At 43.8% G+C, this 19,754-nt stretch carries 15 protein-coding genes; 6 read left to right on the top strand and 9 right to left on the bottom strand.

Going from position 1 to position 19,754, the window contains the following annotated elements; all coding sequences use genetic code 11:
• Positions 1–516 precede the first annotated feature (516 nt).
• The 3 genes from MKX35_RS25670 to MKX35_RS25660 are packed head-to-tail and all read right to left on the bottom strand — an operon-like array spanning position 517 to position 3,839.
• Entirely contained in the window at positions 517–1,926 is a 1,410-nt protein-coding gene (locus MKX35_RS25670) for a sensor histidine kinase (protein WP_076300314.1), read from the bottom strand.
• Entirely contained in the window at positions 1,910–2,557 is a 648-nt protein-coding gene (locus MKX35_RS25665) for a response regulator transcription factor (protein WP_076300313.1), read from the bottom strand. The genes MKX35_RS25670 and MKX35_RS25665 overlap by 17 nt, the downstream gene beginning before the upstream one ends.
• A 10-nt stretch (positions 2,558–2,567) precedes the next feature.
• Positions 2,568–3,839, bottom strand: coding sequence for a glycoside hydrolase family 5 protein (locus MKX35_RS25660; protein WP_076300312.1), 1,272 nt, complete (start codon positions 3,837–3,839; stop codon positions 2,568–2,570).
• A gap of 156 nt (positions 3,840–3,995) precedes the next feature.
• Between MKX35_RS25660 and MKX35_RS25655 the strand changes: the two genes are divergently transcribed.
• Positions 3,996–4,439: a hypothetical protein gene (locus MKX35_RS25655; protein ID WP_076286168.1), complete on the top strand. Its 444-nt coding sequence runs from the start codon at positions 3,996–3,998 to the stop codon at positions 4,437–4,439.
• 81 nt (positions 4,440–4,520) lie between these two features.
• Here MKX35_RS25655 and gshAB read toward each other — a convergent pair whose 3' ends face one another.
• Both gshAB and MKX35_RS25645 read right to left on the bottom strand, forming a co-directional pair.
• The gene (gshAB, locus tag MKX35_RS25650) at positions 4,521–6,851 is read right to left on the bottom strand and encodes a bifunctional glutamate--cysteine ligase GshA/glutathione synthetase GshB (protein ID WP_076300311.1); all 2,331 of its coding nucleotides are present in this window, start codon (positions 6,849–6,851) and stop codon (positions 4,521–4,523) included.
• Positions 6,852–6,870: 19 nt separating this feature from the next.
• Complete coding sequence (locus tag MKX35_RS25645; protein ID WP_256716369.1) at positions 6,871–8,223, bottom strand: MATE family efflux transporter; 1,353 nt, start codon at positions 8,221–8,223, stop codon at positions 6,871–6,873.
• 219 nt (positions 8,224–8,442) lie between these two features.
• On the opposite strand from MKX35_RS25645, the gene MKX35_RS25640 reads away from it, so the two are divergent.
• From MKX35_RS25640 to MKX35_RS25620, 5 genes are all read left to right on the top strand, one after another.
• Entirely contained in the window at positions 8,443–9,348 is a 906-nt protein-coding gene (locus MKX35_RS25640) for an ArsR/SmtB family transcription factor (protein WP_076286166.1), read from the top strand.
• Between the two features lie 18 nt (positions 9,349–9,366).
• Positions 9,367–10,641: an MFS transporter gene (locus MKX35_RS25635; RefSeq protein ID WP_076300310.1), complete on the top strand. Its 1,275-nt coding sequence runs from the start codon at positions 9,367–9,369 to the stop codon at positions 10,639–10,641.
• Positions 10,642–10,927: 286 nt separating this feature from the next.
• Positions 10,928–12,901, top strand: coding sequence for a serine hydrolase domain-containing protein (locus MKX35_RS25630; RefSeq protein WP_081383001.1), 1,974 nt, complete (start codon positions 10,928–10,930; stop codon positions 12,899–12,901).
• Between the two features lie 59 nt (positions 12,902–12,960).
• Positions 12,961–13,638: a response regulator transcription factor gene (locus MKX35_RS25625; RefSeq protein WP_076286164.1), complete on the top strand. Its 678-nt coding sequence runs from the start codon at positions 12,961–12,963 to the stop codon at positions 13,636–13,638.
• The gene (locus MKX35_RS25620) at positions 13,635–15,059 is read left to right on the top strand and encodes a HAMP domain-containing sensor histidine kinase (RefSeq protein ID WP_076286163.1); all 1,425 of its coding nucleotides are present in this window, start codon (positions 13,635–13,637) and stop codon (positions 15,057–15,059) included. The genes MKX35_RS25625 and MKX35_RS25620 overlap by 4 nt, the downstream gene beginning before the upstream one ends.
• Before the next feature lie 430 nt (positions 15,060–15,489).
• On the opposite strand, the gene MKX35_RS25615 is transcribed toward MKX35_RS25620, so the two are convergent.
• Genes MKX35_RS25615 through MKX35_RS25600 form a run of 4 tightly spaced genes read right to left on the bottom strand, consistent with a single transcriptional unit; the run spans position 15,490 to position 19,701 of the window.
• The gene (locus MKX35_RS25615) at positions 15,490–16,218 is read right to left on the bottom strand and encodes an ECF transporter S component (RefSeq protein ID WP_076300309.1); all 729 of its coding nucleotides are present in this window, start codon (positions 16,216–16,218) and stop codon (positions 15,490–15,492) included.
• The gene (locus MKX35_RS25610; protein WP_076300308.1) at positions 16,200–17,870 is read right to left on the bottom strand and encodes an ABC transporter ATP-binding protein; all 1,671 of its coding nucleotides are present in this window, start codon (positions 17,868–17,870) and stop codon (positions 16,200–16,202) included. Before MKX35_RS25610 ends, MKX35_RS25615 begins: the two co-directional genes overlap by 19 nt.
• On the bottom strand, positions 17,843–18,733 hold the full coding sequence (locus tag MKX35_RS25605) for an energy-coupling factor transporter transmembrane component T (RefSeq protein ID WP_076300307.1): 891 nt from the start codon (positions 18,731–18,733) through the stop codon (positions 17,843–17,845). The genes MKX35_RS25610 and MKX35_RS25605 overlap by 28 nt, the downstream gene beginning before the upstream one ends.
• Entirely contained in the window at positions 18,733–19,701 is a 969-nt protein-coding gene (locus MKX35_RS25600; RefSeq protein WP_076300306.1) for a DUF4430 domain-containing protein, read from the bottom strand. The genes MKX35_RS25605 and MKX35_RS25600 overlap by 1 nt, the downstream gene beginning before the upstream one ends.
• Positions 19,702–19,754 lie beyond the last annotated feature (53 nt).

Below are 19,754 nucleotides of genomic sequence, written 5' to 3'. Positions count from 1 at the left end.
AAGGCGAACGCTCCGCTCCTACAGTTCCAAAATTCCCTCCGTTACTTTTCACCATATTTATGGGTTAAATCTAAAAACCATTCACGATTATGTGTAGAATCGTGTCTCTGCTGATAGCTTTAAAGCGAATGAATCCTCCTTGAAGGAGTGCTTCATTTATTATGAGCTACAATTCAATTCCACTAGCATTGCATTAAGCTTCACATCACACCACTTTGCGGATTAGGGAAATCCTCCCTAAAATTAGTCAATTATCGGCTCAATTTGTGACTTTTAAGGAAATCCTCCCTAATAAATACGAGAATACCCTCTTTATGAATGAAACACCCTGATAATTGGGGAGATTTTCCCTAATTATCGCTTGGAGCACGATTAATCTCACATAATTAGGGAGGCTTTCCCTAATCTAAACATTTAATCATTGATAGTGCCTGATACATATTCATTATGAGGTTGATTAAGAGTGAAAGAGTTGCAACAGTAACTGAAGATTTCTTAAGGGACATTTTCCTCCCACTAGCAATTATTTTCTGTAACCTCAACATCAAACCAAACACTAAAACTAATATACGAATCCTCTAATGTGGCTTCATATTTGAGATCATTCTTAGCTAGAATCTCCGCGACAATAGACAGGCCAAGTCCAGTTCCTGAGATTTCTTTATTCCGAGACTCCTCGATGACATAGAACGGGTCCCAAATATACGCTAAATGCTCCTCTTTCAGGCGCGTGGTTTTATTAGTAATGGTGAATTTCAGTGCATCGTGTATGTCACTCGCTAATGAGATGCTAAAGACATTCTCTTCCCCATATTTAATGGCATTACTAATTAAGTTGTTGAATACAATTTCTATCTGGCTGCTATCCTCCTCAACGATGGATCGTTCAACCGAATGGAAGTCGGTCTGTAAGATCAGGTTTTTATTTTTGAACGTAATATTATATTGTGAGATCACTTTGAGCAGAAGCTCTTTAAGATCGAATTTTTCTTTATGCACTACGGTCTTTTGGATCTTGGATAGTTTAATTAAGTAATCCACCATATCAGACGTATACTTCACCTGTTCCAAAATGATATCCGTATACGTACCATCATCCAAATCGTCTTGAATGCCAATCGTATACGCTTGGATTAAGGATAACGGTGTTTTTACCTCGTGTGAAATGCTTGAGATCAGTGTGTTTAAGCTTTGATTTTTCTTTTCCAGCTCTGCATGGGCGCTTTTCAAACGCTGACTCATCTGGTTAATGCTCTTTGATAATTCTTCGATTTCATCCCCCGATTTAATCGTCACTTGTTTAAAATCAAGATTGGAGATATCCTTCGCTACATCCTGCAATTGCTCTAACGGAGTAATGATTTTCCTCGAAAAATAAGCCACTAACAGCAAACTGATAATAATCCCCAAAAGAATGGAATAGAAGCTGAATTGGTTTACGATGTTTAAAGCATCTGTATTGTGCACAACCACTGTGCCGATGAGGATTAAGCTACCATCCTGCTCATATATTTTCGTTAACAGGCTGGACTTCAATTTCCCCTGATTAAATAATAGATTCACCGTTTTTCCTTCATTTACCTTTTGCAAAACTTCTTCCGTAATCCAGAACTTATTAAGTGCCACTTTATCTTTGTACAACGCAAATTGAATGTTCTCATTGATTATTGTTGCGCTTCCGTTGTTCTCAACCCTAACTATCGTTACATTGTTATTGTTCTCGATCGCTGTTTCTTTCTCCATGAGCTGATCCAGACTGAGATCCTTTACTTCGTCATATATGTCGTTAATTTTGGTTTTCATTTTGTAAAGGTAATAATCAGACGAGAAAAAATTGTGCAATGAATAGGACGTCCCAAATACAATCAGCAGAATAATACTTACCATAATCAATAACTTCGTGCTTATTTTATTGATTTTTATCATGGAAGCTGTACCCCATTCCCCTGTGTGTAATTACGTGGTCAGCCCCAATCTTATCGCGTAATCTTTTGATATGTGTATCCACGGTTCTCTCTTCACCAAGATAATCCATCCCCCAAACGGAAGATAACAAAGAATCTCTGGACAAAATCCGGCCTTTATTCTCGTATAGGAAGGTTAGCAGTTCAAACTCTTTTTTATATAGGGACAGCTCCTCCCCATTCTTGAACACTTTTTTTCGCTCAAAATCAATTTCTAAGTCCCGTATAGCAGCTACTTTTTCGGTACCCAGCATTTTTTTGATTCTCAGCATTAAAATCCGTGGATCGAATGGTTTTCTTATATATTCATCTGCACCGATATCTAATGCGCTAAATTCATCGTCATGGGAAGATCGAGCGGTCAACATGACCACCTTAGCTAAACTAACCTGCTTGATTTCATTGCACACCTCAATCCCGCTTCGCTTAGGCATCATCCAATCCAGTACCACAAGGTCGATCTTATTCGAAAAAAAGAGCTCCAGCGCCTCCTCCCCATCCATAGCTACCCAAACGTTATAGCCCTCTTTTTCGAAATAAGTCTTCAATATAGTAGTCATGTGTTTCTCATCATCCGCAATTAGAATGTTCAAGTAGCATCATTTACTCCTTTCCTTCAAGTCCTTTCTTCAATACTTCCCATATCGGGCTATCGACTACTTTTCGAGGAGGCTGTTCGCCATTCTCTATCGCTTGCCAATATTCCCAGGTTGGGGGCTTACTTCCCAATTCATAATCCATACCGTCCCAAGTATCCTCGCGGAAAGCATAAAACGCCCAGTGCCAGCCGAAATCATCAAAAATCGAAATTAAATCAGCCATGTATTGATCTGCACCTTTTACTAATCGATTCGTTCCAAACTCTTCTGCAACAATCCGGTTTGCGGGGATGTTATTTTCCTTTGCCCACTGCGCAACAGGTTCCAGAAATTCCTTTAAGGCTTCCTTGTTAAAAGCTTTTTCCATTTTATCTTCTCCTACTTTTATCGTTCCAGGATATTCATAGGTTAACCCTTTTTTCTTATTTTGACTGGTTAGCTCGTAAGGCTCGTACATATGAAAAGCATACAACACATTCTCATCATCGATCGGTTTTAAATATTTAAAGGCCCAAGGTGTAGCATACAGCCCAGAATTTACGATAATTGGTGTCTTCGTATCTACGGTACGAATAGCGGTCACTATCGTCTCATATAAAAGATTCAAATCCGCAGGGGTATTCTCTACTGAGCTATACCATTCGCTGTAGTCCTGTGTCCAGAAGTCATTAAATCCCGTGGCGGTCTCTGGATGTGGCTCATTTATCAGGTTATAACCGATTACCGCAGGATGATCTTTCAACCGGCTTGCTAGATCTCTCCAAAACACTGCCGCTTGTTCATGATAACTGAAATCTTTCCATATCCGGTCATCATTTTTGTAATTATTGAACTGCCTCCAGCGATCTCCGGGGAGACTGAGGACGGTCAGCACCACTTTGGAGCCCCGAGCCTCGGCTGCATCTAAGTCCGCTTTTAACTCGGCAAAATCCTCCTCAACAATCCCTTCATACTTATCTGCATTCCCTATTAGAAAATCTTTATCCGGGTTCGCATCCGGTTTGTCATTAAATAAATAGTCACTGTCTTTTGCCCATTTATCTGGTGCCAAACGAATGAATTCAATATTTTGCTCTTTGGCAGCATCATAGTTTTCCGGTAAAGATTTTGAATTCATGAAATTGGTTCCTTTTCTCTGGCCCTCCCAGAAGGCTAACTTCTCATTCCTTTCTGTCTTCTCTTCCTTCTTCAGTTCTGGATTGGCTTGTGATGGTACCGAACTGCATCCGACAACCAACAATAAGATCAACACGATAAAAGCTTTAGATTTCTTCATTTTCTCACCTCGTAGCCTATCGTAGCGAATCTCTGTTACAAGAGTGTCACAAGGGGTCGGAATCAAGCTCTACAAGTAGGTAGCTGATGAATTTCATACGAATCCAAGAATCGAACCTTACTCTTTCATATTCTATTTCTAGGAGGTGAGTATAATATGACCATTCAGTTTGTAGATTTAAGACTTTCCAACCAAGCTGCTTCGGATGCTACACCAGCAGTTATTCCACTAGCAGCGACTCCCCTTGTTTTTGGGGATATTGGTATTCAGACCGCAGGCGTATCGGCAGATAATCAAGGCAATGTCCGCATACTTTTGACTGGATTTCTAAAAGTAGAAAACAATCCTCTTTTCAACACTAATACCGTTAATGTTCGCAGAAACGGAACCATCATTTTCACCACAACATTTGGTGTTGCGATCAGCAGAGAAAACGAGGCTTTCGGCTTTACAGCAGTAGATGTTCCACCGCCAGCAGCGGTCGCAGCAGGTCAAATTCAGTACACGGCGGAGATCTTCACTAATGCTGCTGCAACAGATCCCTTTAATAATGTCCAAGCCAGAAACTTTAGTGGCGTTGCGGCAGCGGGTAACTTCTAGCATTAATATGCAGCGGGTGGATGAGCGAATTGTCTCATTTAAAAGCAGAAGCTCAACCAAAAGTACTGGTTGAGCTTCTGTTCATTCTCCAAACAATAGATCCAAAATTCGTTCATCCGCTTGGCGGTTCTTGCCTTTAAAAGGATAACAGTGGATATGAATCGCTGGATTAAAATTGATCTCAATAATGCTGTAATTGGTACCCTTCGCCTCTTCCCTAATATCATCAATCATCATGTCTACTCCACAAATAGTGGCCCCTGCAGCTTTAGCTGATTGAATGGCTAGATCTTTATAGCTGCCCGGAATCTCATCAGTAAAGTCTAAGCTATCTCCACCGGTACTAATATTTGAATTCTCCCGCAGGTAGATGATCTCATTCAATGGAGGGATATCGCTCCAAGTCATAGTGTGATTCTTCAAAAACATCTCTTCTGCTTCGCCAATCCGAATCTTCTCAAGCGGAGTTTTGTAGCCACGACCTCTTAGCGGATCCTTATTCTTTTCGTGAACCAGCTCTTCTATTGTATGTACACCATCACCGACCACATTCGCCGGAACCCGGTGCAATACTCCGACTACTTCATCGCCCATGACTAGAAAACGATATTCTTTCCCCGTCATAAATTCCTCAAGCAGCACTGTTCGATCATGCTCGAAGGCAATTGCGAAGGATTTTTGATAATCTTCTTTGGAGAAATCATCTGTAAAAATAGTAATGCCGAGTCCAAAGTTGGTTGATTTGGGTTTGATCACTATTCGCTTATTACGATAAGTGCCATATGCATTCATTGCCGCTTCCAGATCTCCAAATGCCTCACCTGAGGGAACACGAATGCCTTGTTGTTTGAGAACTTCCTTCGTAACAATTTTATTCTCCATAATTAGTACCGTGCTGTAAGAATCCAGGGATGTCTTCGTAGCCTGCTTAACGTATTCTTTATGATCGCCTTTCGTAAGTACAACGAAGTTCTCTTCCCGATCGAGCAATTGGAACTTAATCCCACGTTTAACCGCTGCCTTCAGCAGAAGCTGTGTAGATAGCTCCAAATCCTCATATCCTACAAATCGGTATCCATTCGCAAGACTTTCCTTAGCATATTGTTTGGCTTTATTCAGATGATATTTAATAAAAGAGGATTGTTGAACTTCCGACTTCACAATTCCCGCAAAGCTCTGATCTGAATTTAGAATCTTATCCTTAGCTTCGTTCAGAACGTTCGAGAACTGTTTATCCTCTGGGTTCAATAGCTGTATCATATCCTGCATCTCTTGCATACAAATTAAAGCCTTCTGTTCCATTGTCCCGCAAGAATCTCCGTAATCATGCAAACAGCCTTTGATCCCCTCCATGATCAATTGATCATGATTAAGATTCGCCATCTTCTGATCCTCTACTCCAAACGGTTCGTCCTCTTTCATTAACATATACAGGATAAACAGATGAATGAAAGTCATTGATTCTTTGCTTATTCCTATTTTATAGAGTGGATTGAGATCAATAAAACGAAGCTCCAAATAGGCAATCCCATCCTGCAGCAGCTCCTCTAACGGATGTTTACCTCTTGCCGTCTTCACTCTAACCGGGCTATAGAACTCTTTTACACTTAATAATTCTTCCGATTCTATCAACGCTTGTAAATCATGTACATATTCCGTAAGCGAGTCAAAAGATACATAGAGAGGCTTTTCATTCCGATACCCGCATTCGCTATTTCGCAGTGAATTCATATTCAGATAATAGAAGCTTTTATCATCATCCGATTCACCACGTGCCACACATTGCTCCATATAAGTCTTATCAAAAACAGGACTAGCACCTGTTAAATAGATTAGAAGCCAGCGGTATCGCAATAGGTTGCGGGCTATTTTTAAATAGGTCGCATCTTTGAAATCTTTAAAACTCTCTTGTGGATCAGCGATATCATGAAGCTTTTTTAGAAATTGTTCATCAAAAGAGAAATTATAATGGATCCCACTCAGCAATTGTCTTTTACGACCATACTTATCGGCTAGCTGATGTCTATACTCGTCCTCTACCGGATTACCCATTCTGGCAATGGGAATGTCCTTATCATTCGGTAGCATGGGAGGATTACTACTCGGCCACAGATATTCTTCATTAAGCTCTAGCGACACAATATCCTGCAGCGCCTCCAGAAAGTTATAAGTCTCTTCAATAGAATCAAAAGAGGGTGTCACCATTTCAACCTGACTCTCTGAGAAATCCGTTTGAATATAGGGGTTCTCCAGCTTGTTTCCAAAGGCTTTTGGATGTGGTGTCAGCGCAAGTCTTCCCTCTGGATCCACTCTGACATTTTCTTTTTCCAGTCCAAATTCTCCGTGAAAAATCTCCTTATTCAAATGGTTATCCTTTAAAAGCTGTATGAGTTTACGATTTAATAAAGCCATTCCTACGCTCATCCTTTGCTTAGTAATTTGCCTGCTGTTTATTCATTCTGAACAAAGATCTTCTAAACCAGAACACAAGAATAACACCCTTGAACACACTGCTTAGCGCAATCGACATCCACACCCCATTCAAGCCAAAAGGTTCGGATAAGAGTAGGGCTAGTGGAATTCGGAGTGCAGTAAATGAAATACTAAAGATCGGTGGGATGTGGGTTTGACCCATGCCGTTAAAAGCACCTACTGTCATCAATTCCATACACATGAATAATTGTGAGTAACCGATGATCCGCATATAATCTGCGCCCAATTCCAAACTTGTCTGGTCTGATAAAAACAATGAAAATAGCTGCTGCGGGAACGCAATAAATATAAGCGACACGATCACGCCAAAAATGGAGGTTAAAATTAAGGCCTGACGATACCCCTGCCCAATACGATCGAAGCGACGTGCTCCATAATTTTGACCAAAAAAGGCAGCAATAGCTCCCTGTAGTCCGCCAATGGTCATATAGGAAATGGATTCAATTTGGATTCCTACTTTTTGAACCGCAATAGCATCCGCTCCAAATCGTACAATGATCTTGGCAATGATGATTGATATGATCGTAAAGGTGACCCGTTGGATCGTTATTGGTAGCCCCATGCGGATGACTTCTTTCATTTGACGACTGTCCCACGCGGATGTGTTTGAAATGAGTTCTGACTTTCTTGTCTTCAGGATAAAAAGAGCCGTAACCAAAATGTTCGCCGTTAATGTTGCAATAGCTGCCCCCGCTACTCCCCATCCTTCAAAACTGCCCCAGCCAAAAATCAAAAATGGATCAAGGACAATATTAACCATAAGACCAATGGAGAAGATCTGAAACGGTTGTTTACTATTTCCCATAGCGTTTAAGAGAGTTGCGAATAACGTATTCACGATGGAAAATACCGATCCAAATATCGAAATCACTAGAAATTGTCTAGCCATCCGCTCTACTTCATCACTCCCAAGATCAAAAAAACCAATCAACTGATTCTTAGTTAGTAGCACTAAACTCATATAGAGAAGTCCTAATAAAATAGACATCATAAATCCGTTCTTTATATAAGATTTAGCCTTCTCTAACTGACCAGATCCCATACAATGCGCCACCTTAATCCCTGTGCCGATCGTAACCATAGTCGATAAAGCAATCGCTAGATTAATGAAAAAACTCGCTGTACCAATCGCGGCAACCGGACCACTTCCTAATCTTCCAACCCAAATCATATCGACTAGACCATAAGTAGTAGAGATGAAATTCGTCGCAATAATCGGAAGCGTTAATTTCATTAAGGTAGGCATTATAGGACCCTGAGTCAAATCGTTTGTGTCTTTCAAGTCCTTCAAGTCTAATTACACCTTCTTCATCTAATTTCAAATCCATTATATAACCGCACACTTATATAATCAATTGATTATATTTGAACAATATTTTGAGATCGTATTTTTCAGCGAAATGGCTATTGAAAACAACGAGTAGTTCGTTTACAATAAAACCATTAATAAGTTCTATATTTATAGAACAAGTAATTAATTCAGTATTTCACTGAAAGAATGGAGCAGCTCATGGATTATAAAGTAGAAGTCGATTTTGCACCCATGTATGAATGTGTTAGTAGTATGACTGCCTTTCTAAGTAAGCAGAACCATACTGCCATGGATTCCGGTAAGCTCTGGGTACGGGATGTTCAAGCAAGATTTGCACCCATGCTACTTCGTAAAATGCAAGAGGTCGTTAAGAAACTTGATGATTTCAGTTTGGCTCCTTATATTTGGTCCTGTCCGGGCGAGCGTTCGGTAGAGAGCTTTTTAGTCTGGTTCGATGCTTTAACATCTGGAGAGCTATATGAAATTTCCGGACGTTTCGGCCAATCGGTTCCCTCCAATCTTGCGGAGCTTAGGGATACTGCTTCTGATATCCTGCGCGAATGGAATGCAGGATACTTCAGTGGAATCGACCCTAATATCATCAAGGGACTTGAGCAGGAAGCCGAGTCAAGACGAAAGACGCTGAACGGGAGCAATGACATGGAAGTCTTTGAAGCAGCTACCGACGGAATGCGCCTCTATCCAACTGATCATCTGAAGCAGGTCATTATCATTCCGCAGTATCATGCTCGTCCGTTGGTTACTACCTCTATGTATGATGAATTCGTGTTTACTAGCTACTCTTGTGATGCTCTCCCTCCGGAAGCTGGACGGCCTGCTCCAGCATTACTCCGCCTTACCCGTGCGTTGTCAGATGAGACCCGGCTGTATATCCTTCGTTTGCTCACAGGCAAGCAGCTCAATTTCACAGAAATCGTGCGTGAGGTAGGACTTTCTAAAAGCACAATCCACTACCATCTTATCGCACTGCGTGCAGCTGGGCTGGTCATTGTCCATACCAATGTTAGAAACGCATCGTACAGCCTGCGATTAGAAGCGTTAAACGGGCTGCCTCAGCAGATTGAGGCGTATTTGGAGAGTTAAGAAAGGAGCTACCAAGCAATGATAAAACGCAGCTATTATGGTCTACTCTCCACCATCACTTTAAGCGCTTTTGGAGATGCTTTTGGCTTACTGGCTATGGAATGGCTCGTCTATGAGCTAACCGGTTCTAAGCTAGCGATGGGAGCACTCGCGCTCAGCTCCGGCATACCTGAGCTGCTGTTGCGCTTGCTCGGTTCACCGTTGTCCGATCGGCTGCACCGGGTCCGTTTCATGGCCTGCTTGGCAGCCATTCGCTTGCTGGCTATAGCACTGCCACTCGGCATGGGCCTGGCTGGCCAATTGCAGCTGTGGCATTTGTTTGTCGCCGCGGGTCTCAGCGGATCTTGCGCCGCATTGTTCATGCCAACAGCGATGGCTGTTATTCCTGGCGTTGCCGACAGCCGGAAGCTGGTGCGAGCTTTTGCTATCATTGATGGCAGCAAAAGCGCAGCAACCCTGCTGGGGCCTGCCTTAGCAGGTGCTTTGACCGCTGCTAGTGGAGCGCTGCCCGCCCTTGGCATCAACATGATATGTTACGCAGCCGCCATCACTACCTTGCTGTGCTTACAAAAGCTACCGAAACCTTCTCCAGCCCCAGGTAGTTTCTCCATCACCTTTTACGTTCGCGAGATAGCCGAGGGCTTTACCTTCTATAAACAATTTCCTGCAATGCTTACGATTATGATCATGGCCTCCATCAGTAATTTAAGCTCAATTGCCGTCTGGACGATGATGGTCCCTTTTGTACGCGAAGTGCTCCACCGCGATGCGGCCACGATGGGCACACTAAGTACAGTTTTCGCACTGGGAACCTTAGTCGGGCTAAGTGTGATTTCCATGATAGGGGAAATTAAAAAAAGGCGGCTTGTTATGCTTGGCAGTCTAGGGACCATAGGTTTAGTGACTACATTATGGGGGTTATTTCCTAGTTTTTCTTTTGCTCTCGCTGCCGTATTTGCTACTGGAACGTTAGCTCCCTTCTTCGGTTCGTTAAGCTCTTCACTCCATGGACGTGTAGTTCCGAGCAATCTGCAAGGAAGAGTCAATTCTATTCGCTTTCTGATCGGTGGCAGCTTGCAGCCTTTTGGTGCTTTTGCCGGTGGTGCGATTGCCCAGCATTATGGGGTGCCCGTACTTTTTATAATCGCCGGACTGCTTCCAATGCTCTGTGCTAGCGCAGCCTTGCTGCTCCCTGGACTCAAAGCGCTGGATGGTGACCTTTCCATCCTTGAGGCCACCCATAGGCGCCCCGTTGTGGAAGTTCCGTCACAAGGTGTTGTAGCTGAACGATAAGTGGGGATATGTAGAAGAGTTCACTGATTCTAATAGAAACAGCGATAACCTAGGACAAGGAAATCACGTCCTAAACTACCGCTGTTTATTTTAATTTATCAGGCAAAAAAGGAACCTGGAATTTCAATTTTTTCACAATAGACTACCCTCTGTCGTTGAAGGCGGCGGATGGCAGTCTGTTTTTTTATAGTCTTGTTAACGTTCCATTCACACTACTCTGATAATGTCTATAAGCGTTAGGTGGATGATCATCCAAGCCCAATAAATGATGATGCGGAGGATAATAATGTTAACTTCTATAAAAAAAAGACTGATCGCTGGTCTAACCCTATTGGCTGTGATTAGTGCCGGATTAGGCGCAAGCCTGGTGTTGCCCGGGAAACAGGCATCGGCCGAGACTAAGACGGATCAAACCGCGCTAACTTTAACTCAGACTGAAGCCCCTGCCAATCTCGATGATACCGAGAGTCTGACCACCTTCGTTGATGGCATCATGGAAAAAGATATGAATCGGCTACAAATTCCGGGAGCCGTGATCTCCATCGTAAAAGATGACAAGATTATTTTGGCTAAAGGTTATGGTAGTTCCAATCTAGAGGCAGCAGCCCCCGTTGACCCGACAACCAGCATGTTTCGAATCGCTTCAACGACAAAGCTGTTCACCTGGACAGCGGTGATGCAACTGGTCGAGCAAGGCAAAATTGATCTAGACACGGATATTAACACCTACCTGAAATCAGTGAAGATCCCTGCTACTTATCCTGAACCTATCACTATGCGCCATTTGATGACACATACAGCAGGGTTTGAAGAGGGTGGAGTGGGTTATCAAATCACTACAGACCCTGCCAAATTGCCGGGGTCAATCTCTGAAACACTCAATAAGCATATGTTGGCACGGGTAAGACCACCCGGACAGATAAGTTCTTATTCGAACTACGGTGCTACACTCGCAGGTCTAATTGTAGAGGAAGTTAGCGGTGTTCCTTACAATGATTATATAAAGAAATATATTTTTGATCCGCTCGACATGAAATATTCGACTGTAGTAGAACCTTTGCCGGAGTCATTTATGCCCAACAAAGTTGTGGGGTACAAGAGCGAGAATGGCAGTTTTATTCCAGGCACGCCTACCTTCGAGGGCGGGTTTCGTCCTGCCGGCTCGGGTACAGTATCAGCAGTAGATATGGCGCATTTCATGATCGCCCATCTGCAGAACGGGAAATATGGAGACCAGCAGATTCTGAGACCCGAGACGGCAGAACTAATGCATTCAACGGCGTTTCAATTTGATAAACGTCTGCCGGGGGTGGATCTTGGGTTCGCAGAGAAACAAATCAATGGGCTCACGCTGATCACTCATGGTGGTTCTGACCCCATGTTTAATACGGGATTGTATCTTGTGCCTGCCAAGCATGTAGGCATCTTTGTATCCTACAACGGCGGTGAGGGCGGTGATTCCGCAGCAGACCTCATCCAAGCCTTTTTCAACCGCTACTACACTGCTCCTGATGCGAGTCAGCCTGAATTCATCGCTTCTGATGAATCTATTCAAAAATATGCAGGAGCCTATCAATTTACACGCCGAAACATCAGTGATATTGATAAGTTTTTCAACTTTTTCGCTCAGCTGAATGTCTCGGTTGAGGATAATAAGCTATCCTTGGGAAGTGGTAGTGAACAACAATTGTATAATGAAGTCAGTCCGAATATGTTCCAACTCGAGGGAGGTACCGAACAAATTGCCTTCCGCACGAATGAGTCCGGTAAGGTTACACATATGATCTTAGGGATGGCACCGGATATGCCGCTGGAGCGTACGCCTCTCTTGGATCAGAATAAATTTTGGTTTATCGTACTAGGGTTATCGGGGTTGATTTTCATCACTGCATTGCTCGGACTAATCTTCTCCAGACGCAAGATTAAGGCGATGACGCCACCTGAAAAGTGGGCCATCCGCCTATCTGCGGGAACTGCTGGTTGGGCGCTGCTATCTTTCGTCACGATATTTATGGTGGTTATGTCCATGGACATGATGCAGAAGTTCAGCGGGTTCAGTCTTTCGCTTTCTCTCAGTTTAGTTATGCCAATCATTTTAGCTGGTCTGACTTTAGCTTTGCTAATCTCGGCTATACTGGTTTGGAAGAATAAATACTGGACAGCTTTCAAGCGTGTGCATTATACGTTAGTGGCGCTTTCGGCTGTGGCGATGACTCTGTTCTTCTACTATTGGAACCTGTTGGGTTGGCAGTTCGGATAACACCATTACTTGCCAAGTACAAATCAGATATAATGAAAGCTTAATAGAGGAGGAAAATCGTGGCTACTATACTTATCGCTGATGATGATGATAACATCCGAAAACTAATGTCTTTATTTTTGCGAAAAGAAGGTTTTGAACTCAAAGAAGCCAGGGATGGTACCAAAGCTCTGTCTATTATACAGAACTCGCGTGTCGATCTCGTCATTCTAGATATTATGATGCCAGGATTGGATGGTTGGGATCTGTGCAGAGAAATCAGGCGCTGGGATGCCAACATCCCCCTCCTCATGGTGACAGCTAAAGCAGAATCTGCACACAAAGTGAAAGGCTTTCAACTTGGTACGGATGACTATCTAACGAAACCATTTGATCCGCTTGAACTGGTAATGCGAGTAAAAGCTTTGCTTAAACGCTCGCTGGTCGTTTCTTCCCAGTCCGTGCAGTTGGGTAATGTGGCGCTCAACCGGCGCACTTTTCAGGTCACGCGTGGTGAAGAACCGGTCACAATTCCTTTGAAGGAATTTGAGCTGCTGTTTCTACTGGCCAGCCATCCTGGGCAAATCTTCACAAGAGAACAGTTGATCCTTCAAATCTGGGGATTGAATTATGAAGGAGACGGCCGGACTGTAGATGTGCATATAAGTCGGTTGAGGGAGAAATTCAGCGGCAAGGGCGAGCAATTTCAAATCGAAACGGCCCGCGGACTGGGATATCGGCTGATCCCTACGCCATGATCAAGACATTGTATGTACGCGTCATTCTCACGTTTCTGGGCATCATTATCTTTAGTCTAATCTGTTCCTTTTTCATTGGCTTGTATGTCTTTCAGAAACAAATAAGTTACGAGGGACAGAATGAAATGATCGTAGTGGGAAAAGAGATCATTCACCGCTATGATGACGCCAAACCTAAAGATACGGACGAGTTCCTGAATAGTATGGTTAAGGTATCTGCACACCCTATCCACCTGTACAATCATGCTGGAGAACATACCTTTTATGGGCTCAAGGGTAGTCCGGCTGTCACTGTCCCCCCCGAAGCTGTCAAACAAGTACTACAAGGAAAGCTCTACCGTTCCTCCGCGGAAGATAAGGATATTTTTATCGGGATGCCCTTTATGTTGGACGGGGAGTGGCGTGCGATGTTCTTGCAGTATTCTGCTGAGAACGAAAATATCGTCAATCGGATGGTGCTCTTTGTGCTTTTACTCGTGCTTTTGCTGGGTAGTGTATGCATTCTTATTGCCGCCAGATATTTGGTGGAGCCGATCAAAGCGCTGACGAATGCGACAAAAAGACTGGCCAAGGGTGATTTCGAGGTGGAGCTTAAAGTGAACCGAATAGATGAAATCGGGGAATTGACACAAAGCTATGTGGAGATGGCAGGGGAGCTGAAGCAGTTGGAACAAATGAGGCAGGATTTCGTATCCAACGTTTCTCATGAAATCCAGACACCGCTTACGTCCATTTCCGGCTTTGCCAAGGCGTTGCAGAACCATGATTTGATCGTGGAAGAGGAACGCAGCGAATATCTTGATATCATCATTGCGGAGAGTGAACGTCTGTCGAGGCTAAGTGATAATTTACTGAAGCTCGCTTCCCTGGATTCTGAACATCATCCCTTCAACGCAAGTTCCTTCAATCTTGACGAGCAGATTAGAACAATCGTTGTGACTTGTGAGCCCCAATGGTCAGCCAAAGGCATCGTTATCGATCTAGAGCTGCCGGAAGCGGTCAAATTTAAGGGTGATGAAGATCAGCTGAAGCAAGTATGGATGAATTTGCTCAGCAACAGCATCAAATTCACACCAGTAGGCGGGAATATCCGCATCAGTATAGATAGTAGTGCAGCAGAAGTATCCGTCACCATCAGCGATAATGGAATCGGGATGTCCCCGGAAGAGTTCAATGCCGTATTCCAAAGATTTTATAAAATAGACAAGTCGCGGAACGGAAACAACAATGGCAACGGTCTCGGACTTGCGATCGTTAAAAAAATTGTCTCTCTGCATCAGGGAAGGATAGAGGTAGACAGCGCTATCGGAGAGGGAACGACGATTATCGTTAGGTTGCCCGTCTCCCCGTCTGCTCCCAGCCGAAAGAGCCTTAAGCCCTTTGAAGATACCTCAGCGCCTATGGATATCGTAAGGGAATAATCAAAAAACAGGCGATACCGGTAGACCGGAGCATCGCCTGTTTTTTAAGGTTAGATCTAGAAGCATCGCTACTAGAATTCCATACCGATTGTAATATCTTATAGTGGCCAAACCTCCAGCCACTAGGTACTACCGCCCCCCTTCGGCTAAAAACCGAAGGGGGGTTCTTTGAGCCTTTCGTCGATGTGGGTTTGGGTTTCGCGCTGATAGCAGCGGAGAGAACGGACTGATTGTGGAAAAGCGGAGCGTTCGCCCGAAAGCTTTCCGAAGGAAAGCTCACTTCGTAAGCATATGCTGTGTCCGGATTTTACCCTAGGGGAAAAATTCAAAAAAATCTGGACACAACAGCGATTGTAACAACAGTCCGTTCTCGGAGCGTCCGCCAGCGCAATGCGCAGCACTTAAAACGCCAAACACCCAATTCCAAAACCTAAGGCTCAATCAACCCATACTTCGTTTTTATCCGATCCAACTTTTCAATCATAGGGTTAGCAATGAAAAAGAGGAACACCACCGTCGAGACCGCATGCACCATATCAAACCAAAAGGCGGAAACATAAGTCGTCATCAAAGCCGACCATGAGAACTCTGAAGTGAACATCATCAGCGAGCCTATATTGATAATGCCTCCATATACCAAGAACGTCGCTAGCCCCCCGAATATACAGAGAGACAGCTTAGTCTTTTTAAGCAGACCCTTCTTGAAGAAAATGCCCCCCAGGAAGCCAATGATGCCAAAACAAAACATTTGCCAAGGCGTCCAAGGTCCCTGCCCAAAGAAGAAATTGGAGACGAAGCCCGCAACAGCACCGACCAGAAATCCTGCCTCAGCTCCCAAACTCACCCCTGCGATGATGACAATGGCAACAACCGGCTTAAACTGCGGCAACATGAAAAAGGCTGCGCGTCCAGCAACGGCAATAGCTGCTAGCACCGCTATGACGATTAGTTCCCTTGCCTGCGGCTTCCGATTCTCGAACACCAGCGCAAACGGAATCATCGTGTAGAGGACGATCAATAGGCTGATAAAGTAATATTTGCGATCGTCTAGGACAAAGATACCTAACAAAATTGTAGCTGGAATAACTATAAAGATTAGCAGTCCTGCTAATAAAGTTCGACGACTCAAACGACGACCCGTTACCTGCTTCGTTGACATAAATCAATCACACCCTCTATCGTTACTCCCTCGCTCCATACATGACGCGCCATACGGTTGGCGGCAGTCGTATAGAAGCTGTTTCCAGCAAAAAACTTCTGGGCTTCATTCGTAGTGATGATACTTCCATCAAAGAACATGGCGCAGACCTCAGCATATTTGGCACAGAATTCAACATCATGCGAAACCATTACGATGGTAACACCTTCAGCATTAAGCTTCTGTAAGAATAAAGCTAATTTCTCTTTAAAAGGTCCATCCAGTCCCTTCGTCGGTTCATCCAGCAGCAGAATCTTTGGTTCTAACAAAAGCACTTTGGCCAGCGCCGCACGCTGCTGTTCTCCCCCGCTAAGATCATACGGATGCATCGAGAGAAGATGTTCCAGTTCTGCGAACTTAACCACGGCCTCAACTTTAGCCGTCTTTTCTTCCTTCGTTAAAGAGAGCTGGGATAACATTTCGTATAAATCTAACTCGACTGTTTTCTTCACAAATAAGGTTTGTGGATTTTGCGGAAGGATGCCCAGATTGTTAGTAAACAGTTCTTTGGCATTCATCTTCGCTGGATTCTTTCCACTGATTAGAACCTTCCCTCGATAGGGCTGAAGGATGCCGCTCATCAGTGACAGCGTCGATGTCTTACCCGTTCCATTTCCACCAACAATGCAATAGAACTGTCCCTGCTTCACTTCAAAGGACAAATCTTTAATAATATCCGGTCCGTGTTTATCATATTTAAACCATACATCCTTAAACTTTATGACTACAGGGCCTTCCACTTTCGAGCTTGGCTGAAATTCTGCGATCGCTGCAGGTGTCTTATCCTCTAGAAAAACATCCAACCATTGGCGTCCTTCCTTCACTGTAACAGGCCACGCTAAGTCATTCTCTACGCCTGCGTAAATTTGCATCGGTGAGGGCATGGACAGAAACATTGGATGATTCAGCTTGCTTAGAGCTTCTCCCACCCTTTGCGGGGTATCATCAGCAATCACGATGCCCTCATTCAGCACAATCAGCCGATCTGTAAGCGGAAGAACATCCTCTAGACGATGCTCGCTCATGATAACGGTTGTTCCAAGCTCGCGATTAATCTTTTTGACCGTCTCCAAAAAATCGGAAGCGGCGATGGGATCTAGCTGAGAGGTAGGCTCATCAAGGATTAGAACCGAGGGATGCATAGCCATAATCGCCGCTAAATTGAGTAGCTGCTTCTGGCCACCCGATAGCTCAGTCACACTTTTATGGAACCAGGTCTGAATTCCGAAAAAGCTCGCCATCTCAGCCACGCGCAAACGAATCGTAGAATTGTCATAACCTAAGCTTTCAAGGCCAAAGGCCAACTCATGCCACACCTTGTCTGTCACAATTTGATTGTCCGGACTTTGGAGTACATAACCGATTTCCGCTGCTTGTGTCCGTTGATCGATCTCCTCTACAGGTTGACCCTTATAATAAATCGCCCCTTGGCGTTTGCCATGTGGGGTTAGGATTGTTTTCAGTTGTCTTAGTAAGGTACTTTTGCCGCAGCCTGACTTTCCACAAACAGTAATAAAGTCTCCGCTTGCAATCGTAAGATTAATATTCGAAAGAGCCATCTGCTCTTGTTCAGGAAAAGCAAAGCTTAGTTCTTCGATTCGATAGATTTCCATTTCATTGCCTCCACCATATTGATGAGCACAGGGATCATACATAGCGCAAAATAAGCGATATATACAAGGATACTAAAAGGTGTAATTGCGCTCGCTTTAATCGACGGATAATATCTCATCGTGTTCTCACCCATTGCTGCGCCGATGGCTACCATCGCAATTAAGCCTATCATGATCAAGAGGGCTACTTTGTCCCGGGCATCTAGACGGAAGATCGAAAAGCTTGTACGTCCAGGCAATCCATATCCTCTTGACTTCATGGAATCTGCCGTTTCAATCGCATTTTCCAGAGCCCAGGTAGTCATTATCGATAGGATCGTTATCCCATTTCGCGCTCGCGCGAGGAGATTTCCCTGCGTGACATCCCGGCCTATACATTTTTGAGCATTCGAAATCACCTTGATTTGCGCTAAATATCTTGGAACAAAACGAAGCACCATCGAAAAAATCAACGACAGTGCCGGCAGTATTTTTCCGAATATATAAATAAACTTATCCGAGGTCATCACGACGTTATAACAGGAGAACCATATGATTACCGTCACAAACATGCACGCCGCTGCTACGCCATAAAGAATGGATTCTTTCGTAATCGGGTTCCCGTTATTTAAATAGAACAGGATGGTTACCCCTTGATGGTTAAAAACAGGGTTCATCACCGCCATAAACAGTAGAAAAGGAATCATGTACAGCAGATTAAATCGAATGGCTTTCTTTCCTTTTAACATAAAGGAGTAGACCACTGCACTAATAAGAGCAATCACCTGAAATATGGGATGCATGAACACCATGCTAAATAACAACACAACAACAAAATAAAGAAAATTCACAAACGGATGAAAGGTAGAAAAGCTATCCTTCATTATTTCTGAGCTCCTCCTGTGGCTACATAACCACCTACATCTCGACCTAAATCACAAGTGTATACCCACTCAACGACATCGCCATCCTTGAGAACATAACGACTACTGCCGTAGTTAGGGAACCAGCCATTTACTTTGTACATCCATCCACTAAGCTCTCCAGCATCAAATTCATAAAGATTATTTATGCCTTCAATATAATTACTGTTATAGATCGGAGTCATACTGAATTCCATATGGATTTTATTCTTCTTCATCTCTCTTAGCAAAACATCAAACACAGACTCACCTTCATAAAAGGTTACCTTCTGCGCTTTATAAATGATACCATCTGCCGGCAATACTTCAACCTTATCCTTATTGAAAATATCCATATTATCTAAAATCGTTGCTGCCGACACGGACAAAGTAGCCGTTAATTGCTTCTTCTTATCTACCGTTGCATCTTGCCATTCCACGGGCTTAGGTTTCCCGCTCGGCACTGGATCGGTAAGGAATTTATCCTTTTTCGGTTCCTGCTTTGTTTCTGTTGTCGCTACTTTTGAATCCGGCTTGGTTACTGGTTTTGCCGTCGCTTTCGTTTCCGGCACGGACGTTTTAGCCGCTTTCGGTGTTGCGGTCGGTTGTGCCTGTGTATCCGATTTAGGTGTTGCGGTCGGCTTTTCAACCTCTGTTGCCGCAGTTTCGGTTGGCGTTACCTCTTCAGTTGGTTTTACCGTTTCAACGGGCTTAGCTGTTTCATCAGGTGTAGCTGTAGGAGCTATCTCCGTTGTCTTGGCATCACTTGAGGTTGTAGGCTCTACATCAACATTCTGATTGGAGGCCGTATTGGCTGATTCTACAACTCGAGACTCAACACTGTTACTCGCAACCTTGTTCGGGCTCTTTTGATAATTCCCGCCCCAAAAGAAGGCAATCGCCAACACACCAATAATTAGTATCGCTGTTAGCCATTTTTTCTTGTTCATTTCTTAAGTTCCCCACCTTAAATAATAAGCAAGGGTATACACGCTACCCTTGC

This window comes from Paenibacillus sp. FSL R5-0923, assembly GCF_038009145.1.
Taxonomy (GTDB): Bacteria; Bacillota; Bacilli; order Paenibacillales; family Paenibacillaceae; genus Paenibacillus_AQ.
Note: the sequence above shows the minus strand (reverse complement) of the source record. Positions and strands in the feature narration are given on the sequence as shown.